The 20109-nt window shown below is 58.0% G+C and carries 21 protein-coding genes; 11 read left to right on the plus strand and 10 right to left on the minus strand.

The window, feature by feature from the left end; all coding sequences use genetic code 11:
• Positions 1-167 precede the first annotated feature (167 nt).
• Positions 168-1367: a tyrosine--tRNA ligase gene (tyrS, locus tag E3W21_RS13740; RefSeq protein WP_129440749.1), complete on the minus strand. Its 1200-nt coding sequence runs from the start codon at positions 1365-1367 to the stop codon at positions 168-170.
• Positions 1368-1585: 218 nt separating this feature from the next.
• Between tyrS and E3W21_RS13750 the strand changes: the two genes are divergently transcribed.
• A complete protein-coding gene (locus E3W21_RS13750) occupies positions 1586-3010 on the plus strand; it encodes a peptidoglycan DD-metalloendopeptidase family protein (RefSeq protein ID WP_134420410.1) in 1425 nt (474 codons plus the stop codon).
• Positions 3011-3013: 3 nt separating this feature from the next.
• Complete coding sequence (locus E3W21_RS13755) at positions 3014-4105, plus strand: anhydro-N-acetylmuramic acid kinase (RefSeq protein ID WP_134420412.1); 1092 nt, start codon at positions 3014-3016, stop codon at positions 4103-4105.
• An 80-nt stretch (positions 4106-4185) separates the two neighbouring features.
• On the opposite strand, the gene erpA is transcribed toward E3W21_RS13755, so the two are convergent.
• Positions 4186-4536: an iron-sulfur cluster insertion protein ErpA gene (erpA, locus tag E3W21_RS13760; RefSeq protein ID WP_007947969.1), complete on the minus strand. Its 351-nt coding sequence runs from the start codon at positions 4534-4536 to the stop codon at positions 4186-4188.
• A 168-nt stretch (positions 4537-4704) separates the two neighbouring features.
• Positions 4705-5739: an N-acetyl-gamma-glutamyl-phosphate reductase gene (gene argC, locus E3W21_RS13765; protein ID WP_008147251.1), complete on the minus strand. Its 1035-nt coding sequence runs from the start codon at positions 5737-5739 to the stop codon at positions 4705-4707.
• 135 nt (positions 5740-5874) lie between these two features.
• Between argC and hemJ the strand changes: the two genes are divergently transcribed.
• The 6 genes from hemJ (at position 5875) to coq7 (ending at position 10403) form a co-directional block, all read left to right on the plus strand.
• Positions 5875-6303 (plus strand): protoporphyrinogen oxidase HemJ, encoded by a 429-nt coding sequence (gene hemJ / locus E3W21_RS13770; RefSeq protein ID WP_134420414.1) that lies wholly within the window; start codon positions 5875-5877, stop codon positions 6301-6303.
• 33 nt (positions 6304-6336) lie between these two features.
• Positions 6337-7305, plus strand: coding sequence for a nitronate monooxygenase family protein (locus E3W21_RS13775; RefSeq protein ID WP_134420416.1), 969 nt, complete (start codon positions 6337-6339; stop codon positions 7303-7305).
• A gap of 86 nt (positions 7306-7391) precedes the next feature.
• A complete protein-coding gene (locus tag E3W21_RS13780; RefSeq protein ID WP_134420418.1) occupies positions 7392-8357 on the plus strand; it encodes a DUF805 domain-containing protein in 966 nt (321 codons plus the stop codon).
• A gap of 62 nt (positions 8358-8419) precedes the next feature.
• Positions 8420-9208, plus strand: coding sequence for an SDR family oxidoreductase (locus tag E3W21_RS13785; protein ID WP_046045397.1), 789 nt, complete (start codon positions 8420-8422; stop codon positions 9206-9208).
• An 82-nt stretch (positions 9209-9290) separates the two neighbouring features.
• Positions 9291-9629 (plus strand): histidine triad nucleotide-binding protein, encoded by a 339-nt coding sequence (locus E3W21_RS13790; RefSeq protein ID WP_008147240.1) that lies wholly within the window; start codon positions 9291-9293, stop codon positions 9627-9629.
• Between the two features lie 126 nt (positions 9630-9755).
• A complete protein-coding gene (gene coq7 / locus E3W21_RS13795; protein WP_129440738.1) occupies positions 9756-10403 on the plus strand; it encodes a 2-polyprenyl-3-methyl-6-methoxy-1,4-benzoquinone monooxygenase in 648 nt (215 codons plus the stop codon).
• A 145-nt stretch (positions 10404-10548) separates the two neighbouring features.
• Here the strand turns inward: coq7 and speD are convergent, their stop codons facing one another.
• Positions 10549-11343, minus strand: coding sequence for an adenosylmethionine decarboxylase (speD, locus tag E3W21_RS13800; RefSeq protein ID WP_129440736.1), 795 nt, complete (start codon positions 11341-11343; stop codon positions 10549-10551).
• A gap of 188 nt (positions 11344-11531) precedes the next feature.
• Positions 11532-11954, minus strand: a complete 423-nt coding sequence (locus E3W21_RS13805) for an OsmC family protein (RefSeq protein WP_030130026.1) — start codon at positions 11952-11954, stop codon at positions 11532-11534.
• Positions 11955-12185: 231 nt separating this feature from the next.
• Between E3W21_RS13805 and crp the strand changes: the two genes are divergently transcribed.
• Positions 12186-12830, plus strand: coding sequence for a cAMP-activated global transcriptional regulator CRP (crp, locus tag E3W21_RS13810; RefSeq protein ID WP_008147233.1), 645 nt, complete (start codon positions 12186-12188; stop codon positions 12828-12830).
• On the opposite strand, the gene E3W21_RS13815 is transcribed toward crp, so the two are convergent.
• The 4 genes from E3W21_RS13815 to E3W21_RS13830 form a co-directional block, all read right to left on the minus strand.
• A complete protein-coding gene (locus E3W21_RS13815) occupies positions 12827-13528 on the minus strand; it encodes a lipoate--protein ligase family protein (RefSeq protein WP_134420420.1) in 702 nt (233 codons plus the stop codon). The two genes, crp and E3W21_RS13815, sit on opposite strands and share 4 nt — an antisense overlap.
• Positions 13529-13684: 156 nt before the next feature.
• Positions 13685-14521, minus strand: coding sequence for an indole-3-glycerol phosphate synthase TrpC (gene trpC / locus E3W21_RS13820; protein ID WP_134104586.1), 837 nt, complete (start codon positions 14519-14521; stop codon positions 13685-13687).
• On the minus strand, positions 14518-15567 hold the full coding sequence (gene trpD, locus E3W21_RS13825) for an anthranilate phosphoribosyltransferase (RefSeq protein ID WP_056741323.1): 1050 nt from the start codon (positions 15565-15567) through the stop codon (positions 14518-14520). Before trpD ends, trpC begins: the two co-directional genes overlap by 4 nt.
• Before the next feature lie 9 nt (positions 15568-15576).
• Positions 15577-16170, minus strand: a complete 594-nt coding sequence (locus E3W21_RS13830; RefSeq protein WP_033056198.1) for an aminodeoxychorismate/anthranilate synthase component II — start codon at positions 16168-16170, stop codon at positions 15577-15579.
• 113 nt (positions 16171-16283) lie between these two features.
• On the opposite strand from E3W21_RS13830, the gene E3W21_RS31170 reads away from it, so the two are divergent.
• Together E3W21_RS31170 and estP are read left to right on the plus strand one after the other, a co-directional pair.
• The gene (locus E3W21_RS31170; protein WP_166793829.1) at positions 16284-16580 is read left to right on the plus strand and encodes a hypothetical protein; all 297 of its coding nucleotides are present in this window, start codon (positions 16284-16286) and stop codon (positions 16578-16580) included.
• The gene (gene estP, locus E3W21_RS13835) at positions 16577-18484 is read left to right on the plus strand and encodes an esterase EstP (RefSeq protein WP_134420422.1); all 1908 of its coding nucleotides are present in this window, start codon (positions 16577-16579) and stop codon (positions 18482-18484) included. The genes E3W21_RS31170 and estP overlap by 4 nt, the downstream gene beginning before the upstream one ends.
• 118 nt (positions 18485-18602) lie before the next feature.
• Here the strand turns inward: estP and trpE are convergent, their stop codons facing one another.
• Positions 18603-20084, minus strand: coding sequence for an anthranilate synthase component I (gene trpE, locus E3W21_RS13845; RefSeq protein ID WP_134420424.1), 1482 nt, complete (start codon positions 20082-20084; stop codon positions 18603-18605).
• Positions 20085-20109 lie beyond the last annotated feature (25 nt).

Genomic DNA, 20109 nt, shown 5'->3' on the forward strand with positions numbered 1-20109 from the left:
CAAACAACGCCACTCTTTCAACTCCTTCTGGGCTTCGATGACCTGAAGCAACTCGCTGTCGAAAACTGCGTAACTCATTGTTTACCAAGGAGTTTTCCGTTTCGACTGCGCCGGAAGTGGGCGAATTATAGACTTTCAGAATCTGCCGTCAACACCTAATTTGAGCTTTATTCGGATTTGAGCGTAATACGTGCAAATGCCTTCTTCCCGGCCTGGCAAACATGGGTCGCGCCCAGTACGTATATAAAGGTGCGATCGACAACCTCACCATCTATACGCACACCACCAGAACCTAGAAGGTCCCGCGCGACTGCCGAGTTCTTGACCAGACCTGCCTTATTAAGGACAGCCGCAATCGGCATGTCTTCAGTAGCAGTCAATTCAATCTCTGGCAGATCGTCCGGTAGCTCGCCTTCCTTCATACGGTTACCCGCCGCACGGTGAGCATTGGCTGCAGCCTCTTCACCATGGAAACGCGCAACGATTTCTTCGGCCAGCTTGATCTTGATATCACGCGGATTGGCACCCGCCTCGACATCCGCACGGTATGCATTGATCTCATCCATGGAGCGGAAACTGAGCAATTCGAAGTAGCGCCACATCAGCGCATCCGGAATGGAAACCAGTTTGCCGTACATCACACCCGGCGCTTCCTGAATACCCACGTAGTTGCCCAAGGACTTGGACATCTTCTTCACGCCATCCAGACCTTCGAGCAGCGGCATGGTCAGAATGCACTGGGCCTCTTGACCATATCCACGCTGCAGTTCACGCCCCATCAACAGGTTGAACTTCTGATCGGTACCACCCAGCTCGACATCCGCGCGCAATGCGACCGAGTCATACCCCTGAACCAACGGATAGAGGAACTCATGAATGGCGATTGGCTGATTGGTGGTATAGCGCTTATAGAAGTCGTCGCGCTCGAGCATGCGAGCCACGGTGTACTGCGAAGTCAGGCGAATGAAATCGGCCGGCCCCATCTGATCCATCCAGGTGGAGTTGAACGCAACTTCGGTTTTCGCCGGATCAAGAATCTTGAAAACCTGGGTCTTGTAGGTCTCGGCATTCTCGAGAACCTGCTCGCGGGTAAGAGGAGGACGTGTCGCACTCTTTCCGCTCGGATCGCCGATCATCCCGGTGAAGTCACCTATAAGGAAGATCACCTGATGCCCCAGCTCCTGGAACTGGCGCAGCTTATTAATAAGGACGGTATGACCCAAGTGCAAATCCGGCGCGGTCGGATCGAAGCCTGCCTTAATACGTAGCGGCTGGCCACGCTTGAGCTTTTCGATCAGCTCGGACTCGACCAACAGTTCTTCCGCACCACGTTTAATCAGCGCTAGCTGCTCTTCAACCGACTTCATAACAGACCCGCAAGGCTCGAATTCAAAGGGAACCAACCATACAAGATCGCGCGTCAAATACAAGTTCTGCCCGGCGCACGGATGCCAATCCACGGACACAGCGTTCGCGGACTTGCTTCAGAGATGATTTGGTTATATTTTATACAGTTATTTCATCTTCATCTTCATCATGTCATTCATCTTTTCCAATTCATCTTTTTCAAAGTCAAAAATTACCTATGACCAAAGAATCGTCTAAAGCGCCGCCGCTTTACCCGAAGACCCACCTGCTCGCAGCAAGTGGCATCGCCGCCCTTCTGAGCCTGGCGCTTTTGGTATTTCCTTCCAGTGATGTTGAAGCCAAAAAGACGACCCTGAGTCTTGAACTGGAAAGCCCTGCCGAACAACTGACACAAGATCAAGACGCTGCCGAGGCCGTCCAGGCCACAAATGAGCCAGCAGCTTCCCCTTTCGCTCAGATCGAAAACAGCGCCGAAGAACCCCAGGAAACCGCTCAGGCCGCGCCCGCGCCGGCGCCTGTGATCGAAGAAAAAAAGTCTCCAAACCACAGGGAAGTGATCGTTTCCAAAGGCGATACACTCTCCACACTGTTCGAGAAAGTCGGCCTTCCAGCAGCTTCAGTGCATGAGGTGCTGGCCAGTGACAAGCAGGCCAAGCAGTTCAGCCAACTCAAACACGGCCAGAAACTTGAATTCGAACTGAGCCCCGATGGCCAGCTGACCAATCTGCACAGCAAGGTCAGAGATGTCGAAAGCATCACCCTGACCAAAAATGACAAGGGTTATGCATTCAACCGCATTACCGCCAAGCCGACCGTGCGCTCTGCCTACGTTCATGGTGTGATCAACAGTTCGCTGTCGCAGTCCGCTGCACGCGCCGGTTTGTCCCACAGCCTGACCATGGACATGGCCAGCGTGTTTGGCTATGACGTCGACTTCGCCCAGGATATTCGCCAGGGTGATGAGTTCGATGTCATCTACGAACAAAAAGTCGTCAACGGCAAGGCCGTCGGCAATGGCCCAATCCTTTCCGCTCGCTTCACTAACCGCGGCAAGACCTACACCGCCGTGCGTTACACCAATAAACAAGGCAACAGCAGCTACTACACTGCTGACGGCAACAGCATGCGCAAGGCGTTTATCCGTACCCCGGTAGATTTCGCCCGTATCAGCTCGAAATTCTCGATGGGCCGCAAGCACCCGATCCTGAACAAGATCCGCGCTCACAAAGGCGTCGACTATGCAGCGCCGCGTGGCACTCCAATCAAGGCAGCCGGTGACGGCAAAGTGTTGTTGGCCGGTCGCCGTGGCGGCTACGGCAATACCGTGATCATCCAGCACGGCAACACCTACCGTACGCTTTACGGCCACATGCAGGGCTTTGCCAAAGGCGTGCAGACTGGCAGTAGCGTCAAACAAGGCCAGGTGATCGGCTACATCGGCACCACCGGACTTTCCACCGGACCGCATTTGCATTACGAGTTCCAGGTCAATGGCGTGCACGTCGACCCACTAGGCCAAAAGGTAGCGATGGCCGATCCGATCTCCAAGGCTGAACGCGCACGTTTCCTCGCCCAGAGCCAACCGCTGATGGCGCGCATGGATCAAGAAAAATCCACGCAGCTTGCTTCGAGCAAGCGCTAAGCCATGACGCTCTATATAGGTGTGATGTCCGGGACCAGCCTCGATGGCCTGGACATTGCGCTGGTCGAGCTGGCCCCGGCGATCAAACTGATCGCCACGCACTACACCCCAATGCCTGACTCCCTGCGCACCGAGCTGCTTGGCTTGTGCGCCAGCGGCCCGGACGAGATTGCCCGCTCCGCCATCGCTCAGCAAAACTGGGTGAAATTGGCAGCACAAGGCATTCATACCCTCCTCGACCAACAAAACCTGAAACCCGAAGACATTCGCGCGATTGGCAGCCACGGCCAGACCATTCGCCACGAACCGGCGCGCGGCTTCACCGTGCAGATCGGCAATCCCGCCCTTCTGACCGAGTTGACCAGCATCACCGTGGTCAGCGACTTCCGCAGCCGCGATATTGCGGCTGGCGGACAAGGCGCCCCACTGGTCCCAGCCTTTCACGAAGCGTTGTTTGAAGAGCGCGCAGGCAATCGCGCGGTATTGAACGTTGGCGGTTTCAGCAACCTCAGCCTGATTGAACCTGGCAAGCCTGTTGCGGGTTTCGACTGTGGCCCGGGCAATGTCTTGCTGGATGCGTGGATTCACCAGCAACACGGCGACAACTTTGATCGCGATGGCCAATGGGCTGCCAGCGGCAAGGTCGAACCGGTTCTGCTGAACGAACTGCTGAGTGATCCATTTTTCGTGACCAAAGGCCCAAAGAGCACCGGCCGCGAAGTGTTCAACCTGCCATGGCTGACACAGCATCTATCGAAACTGTCGACCTTCGCCGCCGAAGACGTGCAGGCAACCCTGCTCGAACTGACCGCCCTGACCATCGTCGAGTCACTGCAAAGCGCTCAATCAGATACCCAGGAACTGTTGGTCTGCGGCGGCGGCGCCCACAACGCCACGCTGATGAGCCGCTTGGCCAGCTTGCTGCCGAACACCAAGGTCAGCAGCACCGCGGCTTACGGTGTAGACCCCGACTGGGTCGAAGCCATGGCCTTCGCCTGGCTGGCCCATTGCTGCCTTGAAGGCATCGCTGCCAATCGCCCTAGCGTCACCGGCGCCCGTGGCCTGCGCGTACTCGGCGCCATTTACCCTGCCTGACTAGCCATACCGAATCCCAGACAACAAAACGCCGCAGAGCCCTGAGGCCATGCGGCGCTTGGTGATGCGGTAGATTACGATCAGATCGAGAACGAAGAGCCGCAGCCACACGTGGTGCTGGCGTTCGGATTCTTGATCACGAAGCGCGAACCTTCCAGACCTTCCTGATAATCCACCTCGGCACCTGCCAGGTACTGGAAGCTCATCGGATCAACGACCAGACTCACCCCTTCGCGCTCGACAATGGTGTCGTCATCGGCCACTTCCTCATCGAAGGTGAAGCCGTACTGAAAACCTGAACAACCGCCGCCCGTAACGAATACGCGCAGCTTCAAGCGATCATTCCCCTCTTCATCGACCAGGCTCTTCACCTTGTGCGCGGCACCGTGGGTGAATTGCAAAGCCGTGGGGGTGAAGGATTCGACGCTCATGCTAACTATCTCCCGGCGTTACGCCGCCATAATGCGTGATGACGCGCATTATCCGCTTCTCCTAGAAAATCGGTCAACTATTGTTACGGTATATCAATAAACCCGATTGCCGGCTCGAAATGCAAAAAGGCCCGTCAGACGGGCCTTTTTGCTGAGCGGGCTAAAGCCTTACGGCAACATGCCAGCGTGAGACAAGCCCAGGCGCTCATCCAGCCCGAACAGGATGTTCATGTTCTGCACCGCCTGCCCCGACGCGCCTTTGACCAGGTTGTCGATCACCGACAACACCACCACCAGGTCACCATCCTGTGGACGATGCACCGCAATGCGGCAAACGTTGGCACCGCGCACGCTGCGGGTTTCCGGATGGCTGCCAGCGGGCATGACATCGACGAACGGTTCGTTGGCATAACGCTTTTCAAACAGCGCCTGCAGATCCACCGAGCGATCCACGACCGTCGCGTAGAGCGTCGAGTGGATGCCTCGAATCATTGGCGTCAGGTGCGGAACGAAAGTCAGACCGACGTCCTTGCCCGCTGCGCGACGCAGGCCCTGGCGGATTTCCGGCAGGTGACGGTGACCTTTTACGGCGTAAGCCTTCATGCTTTCCGACGTCTCGGAGTACAGCGAACCTACAGACGCGCCACGACCGGCACCACTGACACCGGATTTGCAGTCGGCGATCAAACGGGTGGTGTCGGCTAGGCCGGCTTCAAGCAATGGCAGGAAACCCAATTGCGTAGCAGTCGGGTAGCAACCCGGCACAGCGATCAGGCGAGCCTGCTTGATTTGCTCGCGATTGACTTCCGGCAAACCGTAAACCGCCTCTTCCAGCAGCTCCGGCGCGCCGTGCGGCTGACCGTACCACTTGGCCCACTCATCAGCGTCTTGCAGACGGAAGTCCGCCGACAGGTCAATGACCTTGGTACCGGCAGCCAACAGTTCACCCGCCAGTGCATGAGCCACACCATGAGGCGTGGCGAAGAACACCACGTCGCAAGCGCCCAGCGTCTTGATGTCCGGAACGCTGAACGCCAGACCGTCGTAATGACCGCGCAGGTTCGGATACATATCAGCCACGGCCAGACCGGCCTCGGATCGGGAAGTGATGACGACCACTTCAGCTTGCGGGTGCTGCGCCAACAGACGCAGCAGTTCGACACCGGTGTAACCCGTGCCGCCGACGATACCGACCTTGACCATAAACCTGCCCTCAACGAACCCACTGGAAAGCCGTCGATAATAGGGGCCGCGCGGCTCTGCGACAACCGTCAAGGTGACGTGCGGGCGCTCTACCCTCTACTATCTTCGCTACCGTGAACCTGGGAATAACTAAAAATGCTTTATCTGTGGCTCAAAGCGCTTCACATCATCAGCATGGTCTGCTGGTTTGCCGGCCTGTTCTATCTGCCGCGCCTGTTTGTCTATCATGCCCAAAGCGAGGACACCGTTAGCAAGGAACGCTTGAGCATCATGGAGCGCAAGCTGTACCGCGGCATCATGGGGCCGGCGATGATCGCCACCTTGATTTTCGGCATCGCACTGATCGGCCTGAACCCAAGCATATTCAGTCAAGGTGCGTGGATTCACGCCAAGTTGACCCTTGTGGTGATCCTGATCGGCTACCACCACATGTGTGGCGCCCAGGTGAAACGCTTTGCCTGTGGCGAGAACACCCGCAGTCATGTCTTTTATCGCTGGTTCAATGAAGTGCCGGTTCTGATATTGCTGGCCATTGTAATTCTGGTCGTCGTTCGGCCGTTCTAACGCCAATAAGCACAACTCACCGGGGTACTTCCAATGTCGCTGCCCGCTCTGCTCGAACAACGCCTGCGTCTGCCTGTGGTGGCAGCGCCAATGTTCCTGATCTCCAACCCACAACTGGTGCTCGCCTGCTGCCGTAATGGCGTGGTGGGCAGCTTCCCCGCGTTGAACCAGCGCGAGAGCAGCGGGTTCAAGACCTGGCTGGAAGAGATCGAAGCAGGTCTGGCGACATTGGAGAACCCGGCCCCTTATGCGGTCAATCTGATCGTTCATAACACCAATCCACGACTGCAGGCAGACCTTGCGATCTGCATCGAGCACAAAGTACCGATCGTGATCACCAGTCTCGGCGCCGTGAAAGAACTGGTCGATGCAGTGCACAGCTATGGCGGTCTGGTGTTCCATGACGTGACGACTCGTCGCCACGCAGAGAAAGCTGCCGAGGCCGGGGTCGACGGTTTGATCGCCGTGGCAGCAGGCGCCGGTGGACACGCCGGAACCTGGAGCCCGTTCTCGCTGATTGCCGAGATCCGCCAATTCTTCGACAAGACCCTGCTGCTGGCCGGTTGCCTGAACCACGGCCACGAGATTCTCGCGGCACAACTGCTCGGGGCGGATCTGGCCTACTTCGGCACGCGATTTATCGGCACCACCGAAAGTCATGCGCCTGACGCCTATAAAGAGATGCTGCTGACTTCCAGAGCCGCGGACATCGTCCATACTCCAGCAGTGTCGGGAGTACCGGCGAGCTTTATGCGTCAGAGTCTTGAGGCGGCAGGTTTCGACATGAAAGCGCTGCAAGGCAAGGGTGAGGTGGACTTCGGCTCCAAACTCAAGCCCATAAGCGATGAAGCCAAAGCCTGGAAAACCGTCTGGTCCGCAGGCCAGGGTGTCGGCGAGATCGATGACCTGCCGAGTGTCGATCAATTGGTCGCTCGCCTTGATGCCGAGTACCGCAAAGCGCTGGAACTGGCGGCAGCGCTGCCCAAGCGCTGGCCACGCTGACAGTAAAACTTGGCCAGCCCATTCCGGGTGGCCTTACACTCCACACGCAATACCCCCTGAAACACTCGCGACAAGGATGCCTCGCAATGAGCGAAAACCGTTTCAAGATCGTGTTCGACGGCGCTCTGCTGCCGGGTGTTGACGTCACTACCGCCAAGCTCAATCTCGCCGAGTTGTTCAAAAGCGATGTGGCTGCCATCGAGCGGCTGTTCAGTGGCAAGCCGGTCGCACTCAAACGCGACCTGTCACAGGTCGATGCGCAGACTTATCTCCGGGCACTGACCAAAACCGGTATCGATGCCCGGATCGAATCCGAACCCTCGATCGAGCTGAACCTGTCTGACGTTCATGAACACGCCCCTGCCGTCGCGGCAGATCCCGAATCCCCTTACGCACCACCCCAGGCTACCGTTGGCGAAGCCTTGCCTGCGTTTTCCACACTCAAGCCGTTCAGCTTCGAGGGTCGGATCGGTCGCTTGCGTTATCTGGCCTGGACGATGTCGCTGACGCTGGTGACCCTTAGCGTTGGCGCTGTGCTTGCTGTTTTCGGCTTGGCCCTCATCAGTACGGACTCGACCGCTGGCCTGATTCTCGGTGGCTTGCTGGCCTTTATTCTCTTCGTGGCGCTCGCGTTCGTCAGCATCCAGTTCAGTGTCCAGCGTCTGCACGATATCGGCTGGTCTGGCTGGCTCTGGCTGCTGACCCTCGTGCCATTCGTGGGCAGCATCTTTCCGTTCGTGATGGTGATTGCTCCGGGAAATAACACCGCCAATCGATACGGTGCGCCACCACCGCCCAACAGCACCGCGGTCAAGGTCCTGTCTTCACTATGGCTGGTGTTTATCGCGATCCTGTTCATCGGCGGACTGACCGGTGGCCTTACTACCATTCAGAGCGAATACGAAAGCGCCACCCAGAGCAGCTATGAAAGTGACTCCGTGACCACCGAAGAGATCGAAGATCAAACCGCCGTGGAAGCAGAGCCAGCGCCAAATTCAGCCGACGATGCAGCCGAAGAAGCCCAGCCCCCTGTAGACTCTGCGAAAGAATGAACAGCGCTCCCCGTCCGTGACACCTGCGTCGCCGGCGCGGAGCTGTTGCGATGGAGAAATGCATGACCCGTTACGCTCTGATCACTGGCGCTTCCAGCGGCATCGGCCTGGCGATGGCCGAAGCGCTGGCCCGGCGCGGCCGCAGCCTGATTCTGGTGGCCCGTCAGCGTGATCAGCTGGAAAGTATTGCGATTGAACTGACTCAACGTTTTGGCGTGGAAGTGCTGTTCCGAGCCTGTGACCTCGGCGAGCCGCTACGGCTTTCCGGTTTTCTGCTGGAGCTGGAGGAAGGTGACCGGCAGATCGATTTGCTGGTCAACTGCGCCGGCATCGGCACCTGCGGCCCTTTTCTGGCTCAGGACTGGATGACCGAGCAGGACCTGATCGAAGTGAACATCCTCGCGCTCACTCGCCTATGTCACGCGATCGGGAACAGCATGGCGCTACAGGGCGGCGGGCAAATTTTGAATGTCGCCTCGGTGGCGGCTTTCCATCCGGGCCCGTGGATGAGTACTTATTACGCCAGCAAGGCTTATGTGCTGCACTTTTCCGAAGGGTTGCGCGTCGAACTGAAAAAATGCGCGGTCAAGGTCTCGGTGCTCTGCCCCGGCCCTACCCGTACGGCGTTTTTCCGCACCGCGCAATTGGACGCCGGCAAACTGATCGACAGCAAAATGCTGATGAGCCCCGAGGAAGTCGCGCTCTATACCGTGCGGGCTCTGGAGAAAAATCGCGCGATCATTATTCCGGGTCGACGCAACCGCTGGCGCGCCTTCCTGCCGCGACTCGGCTCGCGCTGGCTGACCCGGACAATCGCCGGCATGGTCAACAAGGCTTACTGTCCGCGCTGATCGCACCCTCAAGGTAAAAGGCTGGGCTCGGGCATAACCCATGGTTACACTCAGGCCAGCCCAAACAACGGAGAAAAAAGCTGTGGATACTCTGTTCACCAAGATCATCAACCGGGAAATCCCGGCAAAGATCATTTACGAGGACGACCAGGTACTGGCCTTCCACGACATCGCCCCACAGGCACCGGTGCATTTCCTGGTGATCCCGAAAAAAGCGGTGCGCACGCTTAACGACCTGACCGAGGACGATAAGGCATTGGCTGGGCATATTTTGTTCACCGCCCAGCGTCTGGCCCTGGAACTGGGCTGCGAAGAGGGCTTCCGCGTAGTGATGAACTGCAATCCACTGGGTGGGCAGACCGTCTATCACATTCATATGCATGTATTGGGTCAGCGCCAGATGCATTGGCCGCCGGGCTGATTGCAGTAAACCCTGTGGGGGTGGGCAACCCCGCCCCCACAAGCACCTGCGTCGCAATGACCCAGCGCAAACCTTCCCCGGCCGATTGGGTTAAACTGGCCGCCGAGATTCTTCCCGGAGGTCAGCATGACTACCCAACGTCACTACTCGCCGATTGACCGTCTTCTGCTGCAAGCCGATGCTGCGATGCGTACCTTGCTGCCCTTCAGTGGCCAACCGTACCGTCCTTCGCCCGCTATCGTTCAGCCGGATGCGCAAATGAGCGACGAAGACACCCGGCATGTCGCCGGCCTGATGCGCATCAACCATACCGGCGAAGTCTGTGCCCAGGCGCTGTATCAGGGTCAGGCCCTGACCGCCAAGCTGCCGCAAGTGCGTGCCGCCATGGAACATGCCGCCGAAGAAGAAATCGACCACCTGGTCTGGTGCGAACAACGCATAAAACAGTTGGGCAGCCACACCAGCATTCTCAATCCGCTGTTTTACGGCATGTCGTTCGGGATTGGCGCGGTGGCCGGGTTGATCAGCGATAAAGTCAGCCTGGGTTTCGTTGCCGCGACCGAGCATCAGGTGTGCAAACACCTCAACGAACACCTTGAGCAACTGCCGGCCGAGGACGAAAAGTCCCGGGCGATCCTCGAGCAGATGCGCATTGATGAAGAACACCACGCCGAAAGCGCGCTGGAGGCTGGAGGTTTGCGCTTCCCGGCACCGGTGAAGTTCGGCATGAGCCTGATGGCCAAGGTCATGACCAAGAGTACTTACCGGATCTGACCTCAGGGGCTTTCGTAGGAGCAAGGCTTACCCGCGATGGCGATCTCAAGGACGCAATCGCGGGCAAGCCTTGCTCCTACAAGGGATACTCGCAATAAAAAAGGCGACTGCCGTTAGGGAGTCGCCTTTTTTGTGCTCGAAAATCTTAGCTCGGCATGTTGCGCGCGTAGAAGATTTCCAGCATTTCGTGTTTAACACGCTCGGTCACCTGGGCACGCTGCTCAGAAGACAGGTTGCTGGTGGCGTCGCCGAACAGGTAATTATCCAGCTCGAAGTTCTTCAGCAGCATTTTGGTGTGGAACAGGTTTTCCTGGTACACGTTCACGTCGGTCATCTGGTACGCGTCGCGGGTGTCTTCGGAAAGGTAGTTCTGAATCGAGTTGATCTCGTGGTCGATGAAGTGCTTTTTGCCTTCTACGTCACGGGTGAAGCCGCGCACACGATAATCCACGGTCACGATGTCCGAATCGAACTGGTGAATCAGGAAGTTGAGCGCCTTGAGCGGTGAAATGACGCCACAGGTCGACACATCAATGTCCACACGGAATGTCGCGATGCCATCGTCCGGATGGATTTCCGGGTAGGTGTGCACCGTAATGTGGCTCTTGTCGAGGTGGGCCAGGATAATTTCAGGCAGCGGGCCCGGGGACTCTTCGATCTGACTGTCGGTCGGGGTCACCGGCTCTTCGGAGATCAGAATCGTGACACTGGCGCCCTGGGGTTCATAGTCCTGACTGGCAATGTTCAGGATGTTGGCGCCAATGATATCGACAACTTCTGTGAGGATCTGCGTCAGGCGCTTCGCGTTGTACTCTTTATTGATGTACTCGACGTAAGCCTGCTGGTCTTGCGGGGTTTCCGCGTAGCAGATGTCATAGATGTTGAAGCTCAAGGTCTTTGTCAGGTTATTGAACCCGTGGAGCTTGAGTTTGCTTTTCACCGTTAGACGCTCTCTGTGTATTGCGGACCGGCCGCGTGATCAAGCATGCCCGTCAGATGCGAACGACGCACCTGCGCAGGACGGATCAATACCTCTTCGCGATGGCGATTTTAGTTATCTGTACGGGTGCAGACGCGAGCTTTAGATCGCCACAGTCTGCACTGCCTTTATGATAGTTGAATGTCGATTCAACCGAGTTCGATGATCTCGTAGTCATGGGTAATGACCACGCCAGCCGCGCCCAGCATGATCGACGCCGAGCAATACTTCTCGGCAGAAAGCTCGATGGCGCGTTTGACCTGGGCTTCTTTCAAGCCGCGGCCCTTGACCACGAAGTGCATGTGAATCTTGGTGAAAACCTTCGGATCTTCGGTGGCGCGCTCGGCTTCGAGGAAGGCTTCGCAGCTTTCAACGGCCTGACGAGACTTCTTGAGGATGCTGACCACGTCGAAATTGCTGCAACCGCCAACACCCAGCAGGAGCATTTCCATCGGCCGGACACCCAGGTTGCGACCGCCGGCATCGGGCGGACCGTCCATGACCACGACATGACCGCTGCCGGATTCGCCGAGGAACATGGCTTCGCCAGCCCATTGGATGCGTGCCTTCATCGCCAAGACTCCACTGTATAAAAAAGGGTCGCCAGCTTAGCACAGGGGCCTTGATTGACGGCGTCTCGCCTTCCTACGACGCAAGCCGCTGCGCTGTAGGTAAATTCTCGAATATTGCAGGAAGTGTCTGTTAAGCTGGCGCCAATTCACTGGCGCATAGCCAGCTTTGTAGCAACCTCAGCGACTCATAAGAAAACCAAACACACCGTGAAGTCTTTTCGGGATACAACCATGGTTGCTATTACCCCAACACCCAAAATCAAGAACCTCGACAAGCTGCTGATGCACTGCCAGCGCCGTCGTTATGCGGCCAAAAGCAACATCATTTGTGCCGGTGATCGCTCGGACACGCTGTTCTTCATCATCAAAGGTTCGGTCACCATCCTGATCGAGGATGACGACGGCCGCGAAATGATCATCGCCTACCTGAACTCCGGAGACTTTTTCGGCGAGTTGGGCCTGTTCGAACAGGCCGGCCTGGAACAGGAACGCAGCGCCTGGGTGCGCGCCAAGATCGAATGCGAAGTCGCCGAGATCAGCTACGCGAAATTCCGCGAGCTGTCCCAACAGGATCCAGACATTCTTTACGTGCTCAGCGGACAAATCGCACAGCGCCTGCGCAACACCACCCGCAAAGTAGGTGACCTTGCATTCTTCGACGTCACCGGCCGCGTCGCACGCTGCCTCTTGGAACTGTGCAAGCAGCCAGATGCAATGACCCATCCCGACGGCATGCAGATCAAGGTGACCCGTCAGGAAATCGGGCGGATTGTCGGTTGTTCACGTGAGATGGTCGGTCGCGTACTCAAGGACCTGGAAGAACGCAACCTGGTGGACGTCAAAGGCAAGACCATGGTGGTCTTCGGTACGCGCTAAACCCTGAACATGTCTGCCAGCAACTGGCGGTACAACGTGTCGAGTCGCCCCAACGCATCAGGTGCTGCATATTTTTCATGAAGAGCAATGTGGCTCTCGGCGCGAACTCGCTGCTCCAGGCCACAGGCTTCATTGAAACGGTTAACCGCCGCAACCATCGACTCACGCTCGTTATCGAGCAACAAAGCACCGTGCACCAACCCTACCGGACGCGTACCGCCCTTACTCTGGCGCCAGCGTTGAGCCGTGCCGACCATCTTGCGACCATCAAGGTTGACGTTGAAACGTCCATCGCAGAACGCCCCCTCTATTTCACCCAAAGACGAAACGCCGCCCAGTTCATCGAGTAACTGACAAATCGGATCGCAAAGCCGGCGATAACCGGTTTCGATGCGGTTCTGGTCGCCCTCGCTACGCGGTGGCGCGTAGACCAGCGCGATGTTGATCGTTGAAGCCGATTGCGGCACCGGTTCACCGCCAGTTTCACGCAGCAGCACCGGCCAACCTGCCGCAGCCGACACCTCGCACGCAGCCTCGAACCCAGGCAGACGATTCAACCGTCGCGGCATGACCAATGCGCGGTCGTTAGGTTGCCAGAACAGCAGGCCAAACTCCGAATCGCCGGTGCACACATGGGCCAACAGGTCCTGTTCGGCGAACAGGCCGGCTTCGACGGGCAGAGCGATAGGTGAGGTCATCAGGTAATCCATAGGACGTTCAATCTGCTGTGCATCTCATACCGTCTTCGCGAGCAAGCCCGCTCCCACATTGGATCGGCGTTGTCTGAATGGACGCGGACTAATGTGGGAGCGGGCTTGCTCGCGAAGGGAGCGCCGCGGTTTGTCTATTTGTACTCAGTCGAGTGTAGAACCGCTCACCGCGATACCACGCTCAGGAAAGAACAGACGCTGCAGTTCAGTACCCGGGCTTTCGGCGCGCATAAACGCTTCGCCAACCAGGAACGCGTACACATCGCTGATTTCCATCAGCTCGACATCGGCCCGGTTGAGAATGCCACTTTCGGTGATCACCAAGCGATCACGCGGGATACGCGGCAACAGATCGAGCGTGGTTTCCAGATTGACTTCGAAGGTGTGCAGGTTGCGGTTGTTCACGCCGACCAACGGAGTGTCCAGGGTTTTCAAGGCCCGCTCCAGCTCGTCGCCATCATGAACTTCCACCAGCACATCGAGGCCGACGCTTTTGGCCACGGCCGCCAACTCGGCCATTTTCACGTCATCCAGTGCGGAGACGATCAATAGCACGCAGTCGGCGCCCAACGCTCGGGCTTCGACGATCTGGTACGGATCGATCATGAAGTCCTTGCGGATCACCGGCAGTTTGCACGCCGCCCGCGCCTGTTGCAGATACGCATCGGCGCCCTGGAAGTAATCGATATCGGTGAGCACCGACAGGCAGGTAGCGCCACCCTTCTCGTAACTCTTGGCGATGTCGGCGGGAACGAAGTTCTCGCGGATAACGCCTTTGCTCGGTGAAGCTTTCTTGATTTCTGCAATGACCGCTGGCTGCTTGAGCTTGGCCTGAGCCAACAATGCCTTGGCAAAACCACGGGGTGCATCGGCCGCCTTGGCCAGACTTTCCAGCTCCGCCAGGCTTACGCGAGCGCTACGCTCAGCGACTTCCTGGACTTTACGGGCCAGAATGTTTTCCAGAACCGTCGGTACACTCATCCCTCATTCTCCACTTTGAATACCGCGGTAAATGCACCCAACTCCTCCAGTTTTTCCCGAGCGAGGCCTGTGTGCAGCGCATCGTGCGCCAGGGCAACGCCTTCTTTCAAACTGCTGGCATGGTCGGCGGCGTACAGCGCGGCACCGGCATTGAGCATAATCATTTCCGCGGCTTTCTGACCGTTCTCGGTCTTGCGCTTGCCCAGGGCATCGCGAATCAGCTCCAGCGAGGCCGCCGGGCTATCCACTGCCAGACCGTGCAGGCTCTGGCTTTTCATGCCCAGGTCTTCTGGCTCGACCCAATACTCGGTGATCTGGTCATCCTTCAATTCCGCCACAAAGGTTGGCGCCGCCAGACTGAACTCGTCCAGGCCATCCTTCGAGTGAACCACCAGCACGTGCTTGCTGCCCATACGCTGCAAGACTTCAGCCAGCGGCCGGCACAACGCCTGATTGAACACGCCCACCACCTGGTGTTTCACGCCGGCCGGATTCGTAAGCGGGCCGAGCATGTTGAACAGCGTGCGCAAGCCCAGCTCCCGGCGCGGGCCGGCGGCGTGCTTCATGGCGCTGTGATGGGTCTGGGCGAACATGAAACCGATGCCGACGTTGTCGATGCAGCGTGCTACCTGAACCGGCGTCAGGTTCAGGTAGATACCCGCCGCCTCCAGCAAATCGGCGCTGCCGCTTTTGCCCGAGACCGCACGGTTACCGTGCTTGGCCACCGTGCAACCGGCCGCCGCCACCACGAACGAGGAAGCGGTCGAGACGTTAAAAATGTTCGCGCCATCGCCACCGGTGCCGACCACATCGACGACGCCGTCGAGAGTCTTGAGCTCGACCTTGTCCGCCAGCTCGCGCATGACCGACACGGCGCCGACGATTTCGTCGATGCTTTCACTCTTCATGCGCATGGCCATCATGAACGCGCCGATCTGCGCATCCGTGCATTGACCGGTCATGATTTCGCGCATGACATCGCGCATCTCATCGGTGCTGAGGTCGAGCTGTTCGACGATACGGCTCAGGGCTGTCTTGATATTCATGAAAAGTCCTTAGCGCGTGCCGCCGGTTTGTTTGAGGAAATTAGCGAATAGCTCGTGGCCCTGTTCGGTGAGGATCGACTCAGGGTGAAACTGGACGCCCTCGATGTTCAGTGTCTTGTGGCGCAGGCCCATGATCTCGTCGACCGAGCCGTCTTCAAGCTGAGTCCAGGCGGTCAGCTCCAGGCAATCGGGCAGGGTTTCACGTTTGACGATCAGTGAATGATAGCGGGTGACCGTCAGCGGATGGTTCAGGCCTTCGAAAACGCCCTTGTCCTCGTGGAACACCGGGCTGGTTTTGCCGTGCATGACCTGACGGGCGCGCACCACATCGCCGCCAAAGGCCTGGCCGATGGACTGATGACCCAGGCAGACGCCCAGAATCGGCAATTTACCGCCAAAATGTTTGATCACATCAATCGACACGCCGGCTTCGTTCGGCGTGCAAGGGCCGGGCGAAACGACGATCCGCTCCGGGTTGAGGGCTTCGATTTCGGCAATGGTGAGCTCATCGTTGCGCACGACTTTGACCTGGGAGCCGAGCTCACCAAGGTATTGCACAACGTTGTAAGTAAAAGAGTCGTAGTTATCGATCATCAGCAACATGGCGTTATGAACCTCTTGAATTTACTGACTTTGAATACAGCCTTCGAATGATTTACCCGCAGCGTCCTGCGCTTTGTCAGTCGCTGGAGTCGCGCTGCAAAGCGGTTTGTCTTATGGGTAAAGAAGGCAAAGCGGTAAAGATCCGGCCGGGCCGGCAGAAGGATTCAGGCGCGCCAACGCCAACGGGCGTGTGCCTTGATAACTTGATCCAGAAGTTTGCTGACGATCAACACGGGGAAGGTCTCATTTATACGTCTCGGCACAGTAACTTAGCTGGGCAGAGCGTGCAATATGGGGCGATGGAAGCTCTTGAAACAATTGACGGGTTCGCGCCGAACGGCAACAGGCTCTATAGTTTTTGGCACTGTCGTTTTGCTCACTACAACAATAACAAACGGACTTGCTCATGATCAGACAGACGCTGGCTGTACCGCTTGCCGGGTGCTTGCTCGCTATTGCCTGCACCCAGGCGATCGCAGCGCCCAACCCTTATTCGAATTTCATCGTCTTCGGCGATAGCCTCAACGATGCCGGGCAGTTTACCGACACGGGCGGCCCTCCCGGCTCGACCCTGCGCTTCACCAACCGGACCGGACCGGTTTACCTGGACGGAAGCGGCGAAGCCTACTCCGCCAACTCGACCCAACTGCTGGGTGGAAGGCTCGGGTTTTCACCGGACCAGACGGCCGCTTCAACCTCGGCGGCGCGTGCGAACCAGGGCCTGCCGGACGGTAATAACTGGGCCGTTGGCGGTTACCGCACGGACCAGATCCTCGACTCGATCACCAGCGTATCCGCCACGGGTGAACGCACACGCTCGGGCTATCTGCCGACAAACAACTTCAGCGCCGATCCGAATGCGCTGTATTACATTTCCGGGGGTGGTAACGATTTTCTTCAGGGACGTGTACAAAGTGGCGCTCAGGCGAATGCCGCTGCGGATCGACTGGCCAACAGCGTCCAGGTTCTGCAAACCGCCGGCGCCCGGTACATTATGGTCTGGCTGTTGCCCGACCTGGGTTTGACGCCCGCCATCAATGGCACGCCCCAGCAGACACCCACCTCACTACTGAGCTCTGCCTTCAACCGGCAACTGGTCACCCGTCTCGCGGGGATCGATGCCGAAATCATCCCGTTGAACATTCCGTTGCTGTTGCAGGAAACCTTCGCCGATCCGGCTCGATTCGGTTTTGCTACAGGCCAGAACCTGACGGCGACTTGCTTCAGCGGTAACAGCTGCACCGAAAACCCTACGTATGGCATCAACAGTGCCACCCCGGACCCCAGCAAGCTGATTTATAACGATGGGGTTCATCCGACCGAAGCCGGGCAGAAACTGATTTCCGACTACGCCTACTCCCTACTGGCTGCGCCGTGGGAGCTGACGTTGTTGCCGGAAATGGCCCACGCTACCTTGCGTGCGCACCAGGATGAACTGCGCAGCCAATGGCAATCGGACTGGGAGAACTGGCAAGCGGTCGGCCAATGGCGCGCGATTGTCGCCGGTGGCGGCCAGCATCTGGATGTCGATAGCCAAAGCAGCGGCGCCAGCGCCGACGGCGACGGTTACAACCTGAACATCGGCGGCAGCTATCGGCTCAATGACGCCTGGCGCGTCGGTGTGGCGGCGGGTTTCTATCGTCAGAACCTGGAAGCAGGCAATAACGATTCGGACTACAAACTCAACAGCTACCTGGCTACCGCCTTCGCCCAGTTCCAGCAGAATCGCTGGTGGGCCGATGCCGCGTTGACCGGTGGCAAGCTGGATTACGACAACCTCAAACGCAAATTCGACCTGGGTGCCAGCGAAGGTGCGGAGAAAGGCGATACCGATGGCTATCTGTGGGCCTTCAGCACTCGCCTTGGCTACGACATTGCGCAACCGGGCAGCGAGTGGCACCTGTCGCCGTTCATCAGCGCCGATTACGCAAAAGTGGAAGTCGACGGCTACTCGGAAAACAGCACTCGTTCCACAGCGCTGACCTTTGATGATCAGACTCGCGATTCAAAACGTCTGGGGGCCGGACTGCAGGGTAAATACCAGATCACCCCTCAGACTCAAGTGTTCGGCGAATACGCGTATGAGCGTGAATACGAGGATGACACTCAGAAAGTAAACATCGCGCTCAACAGCCTGCCGTCCCTGGACTTCAAACTGGACGGCTATACACCGCAAAGCCACTTGAATCGCGTGAGCCTGGGGGTCAGCCACAAGTTGACCGCCGATCTTGCGCTACGTGGCGGATACACGTTCCGCAAGGATGATGACTTTACCCAGCAAGGCATCAATGTGGGGGTCAGTCTGGATTTCTGATAACCGACTAGACCTGTGGGAGCGGGCTTGCTCGCGAAGGCGGCATTTCATTCAACATTTGAGGTGAATGACACTCCGCTTTCGCGAGCAAGCCCGCTCCCACAGGTTTTGCGTGAACTCAGCTTGCCGGTGTTTGTTCGGCAAGGGCCACCGCACGGAACATCGCGCGGCGCTTGTTCAGGGTTTCTTCCCATTCCAACGCCGGCACCGAGTCGGCAACGATGCCGCCACCGGCCTGCACGTGCAGTTCGCCGTTCTTGATCACCGCGGTGCGGATCGCGATCGCGGTGTCCATGTTTCCGTTCCAGGCGAAGTAGCCGACGGCGCCGCCGTAGACACCACGCTTGACCGGTTCCAGTTCGTCGATGATTTCCATCGCGCGAATCTTCGGTGCGCCAGACAAGGTGCCCGCCGGCAGAATCGCCCGCAGTGCGTCCATCGCCGTCAGGCCGGCCTTCAAGTGACCGGTGACGTTGGAAACGATGTGCATCACGTTGGAATAGCGCTCGATCACCATCTTTTCGGTGAGTTTCACCGAACCAATTTCCGAGACCCGACCGGTGTCGTTACGGCCCAGGTCGATCAGCATCAAGTGCTCGGCAATTTCCTTGTCGTCGGACAGCAGGTCTTTTTCCAGCTCCAAGTCCGCCTCTTCGTTGGCCCCGCGTGGGCGAGTGCCGGCGATGGGGCGCACGGTGATCAGGTTGTCTTCGACCCGCACCAGCACTTCCGGCGAACTGCCGACGACGTGGAATTCGCCGAAGTTGAAGAAGTACATGTAAGGCGTCGGGTTGAAGCAACGCAGCGCCCGGTACAGATCGATCGGCGCAGCCTTGAAGTCGATCGACATGCGCTGGGACGGCACGACTTGCATGCAGTCACCGGCCAGGATGTATTCCTTGATGGTGTCGACGGCTTTTTCGTAATCGTCCTGGGTGAAGCTCGAACGGAATACCGGATCAGCAGACTGTTGCTTGCTGAAATCCAGGCCACGGCGCGGGGTAATCGGCTGACGGAGTTTTTCCAGCAGCTCTTCCAGACGCGCCTGACCTTGTTCGAAAGCATCGTCTTGCGAGGGATCGGCCAGGACAATCGCGTGCATCTTGCCGGCGAGGTTGTCGAATACCACTACCGCGTCAGAAACCATCAGCAGAATGTCCGGCACGCCCAACGGATCCGGGTTCGGGCACTTGCCCAGACGCTTCTCCACATAGCGCACGCAGTCGTAACCGAAGTAACCCACCAGACCGCCGTTGAAACGCGGCAGGCCAGGGATAGTCGGCACGTTGTAGCGGGCTTTGAATGCTTCGACGAAGGCCAGCGGATCTTCGGCTTCGTGGCTTTCGATCTCGACGCCGTCGTGGGTCACGCTGACGTGATGGTCATGAACCCGCAGCACGGTGCGGCATGGAAGGCCGATGATCGAGTAACGGCCCCACTTCTCGCCGCCCTGCACCGATTCCAGCAGGTAGGAGTTGGGCTCGTCGGCCAGCTTCAGGTAGATCGACAACGGCGTGTCGAAGTCGGCCAGGGTTTCGCAGGCAAGCGGGATGCGGTTGTAGCCGGCAGCGGCCAAACGCAGGAATTCTTCGCGGATCATGGGGTAGCCTCGTGGCTTGAGGGTC

The organism is Pseudomonas sp. F01002 (genome assembly GCF_004402115.1).
Classification (GTDB): domain Bacteria; phylum Pseudomonadota; class Gammaproteobacteria; order Pseudomonadales; family Pseudomonadaceae; genus Aquipseudomonas; species Aquipseudomonas frigoris.

Excerpts from the sequence above, each read along its gene's own strand:
- E3W21_RS31170 (WP_166793829.1), top strand. The coding sequence starts at position 16,284 with ATGGGTAAAGAAGGCAAAGCGGTAAAGATCCGGCCGGGCCGGCAGAAG.
- E3W21_RS13780 (WP_134420418.1), top strand. The coding sequence starts at position 7,392 with ATGAGCGAAAACCGTTTCAAGATCGTGTTCGACGGCGCTCTGCTGCCG.
- E3W21_RS13775 (WP_134420416.1), top strand. The coding sequence starts at position 6,337 with ATGTCGCTGCCCGCTCTGCTCGAACAACGCCTGCGTCTGCCTGTGGTG.
- E3W21_RS13805 (WP_030130026.1), bottom strand. The coding sequence starts at position 11,954 with ATGAAGGCACGCATCCAATGGGCTGGCGAAGCCATGTTCCTCGGCGAA.
- E3W21_RS13815 (WP_134420420.1), bottom strand. The coding sequence starts at position 13,528 with ATGACCTCACCTATCGCTCTGCCCGTCGAAGCCGGCCTGTTCGCCGAA.
- trpE (WP_134420424.1), bottom strand. The coding sequence starts at position 20,084 with ATGATCCGCGAAGAATTCCTGCGTTTGGCCGCTGCCGGCTACAACCGC.
- E3W21_RS13750 (WP_134420410.1), top strand. The coding sequence starts at position 1,586 with ATGACCAAAGAATCGTCTAAAGCGCCGCCGCTTTACCCGAAGACCCAC.
- E3W21_RS13755 (WP_134420412.1), top strand. The coding sequence starts at position 3,014 with ATGACGCTCTATATAGGTGTGATGTCCGGGACCAGCCTCGATGGCCTG.
- estP (WP_134420422.1), top strand. The coding sequence starts at position 16,577 with ATGATCAGACAGACGCTGGCTGTACCGCTTGCCGGGTGCTTGCTCGCT.
- crp (WP_008147233.1), top strand. The coding sequence starts at position 12,186 with ATGGTTGCTATTACCCCAACACCCAAAATCAAGAACCTCGACAAGCTG.
- coq7 (WP_129440738.1), top strand. The coding sequence starts at position 9,756 with ATGACTACCCAACGTCACTACTCGCCGATTGACCGTCTTCTGCTGCAA.
- hemJ (WP_134420414.1), top strand. The coding sequence starts at position 5,875 with ATGCTTTATCTGTGGCTCAAAGCGCTTCACATCATCAGCATGGTCTGC.
- erpA (WP_007947969.1), bottom strand. The coding sequence starts at position 4,536 with ATGAGCGTCGAATCCTTCACCCCCACGGCTTTGCAATTCACCCACGGT.
- tyrS (WP_129440749.1), bottom strand. The coding sequence starts at position 1,367 with ATGAAGTCGGTTGAAGAGCAGCTAGCGCTGATTAAACGTGGTGCGGAA.
- argC (WP_008147251.1), bottom strand. The coding sequence starts at position 5,739 with ATGGTCAAGGTCGGTATCGTCGGCGGCACGGGTTACACCGGTGTCGAA.
- E3W21_RS13785 (WP_046045397.1), top strand. The coding sequence starts at position 8,420 with ATGACCCGTTACGCTCTGATCACTGGCGCTTCCAGCGGCATCGGCCTG.
- trpC (WP_134104586.1), bottom strand. The coding sequence starts at position 14,521 with ATGAGTGTACCGACGGTTCTGGAAAACATTCTGGCCCGTAAAGTCCAG.
- E3W21_RS13830 (WP_033056198.1), bottom strand. The coding sequence starts at position 16,170 with ATGTTGCTGATGATCGATAACTACGACTCTTTTACTTACAACGTTGTG.
- trpD (WP_056741323.1), bottom strand. The coding sequence starts at position 15,567 with ATGAATATCAAGACAGCCCTGAGCCGTATCGTCGAACAGCTCGACCTC.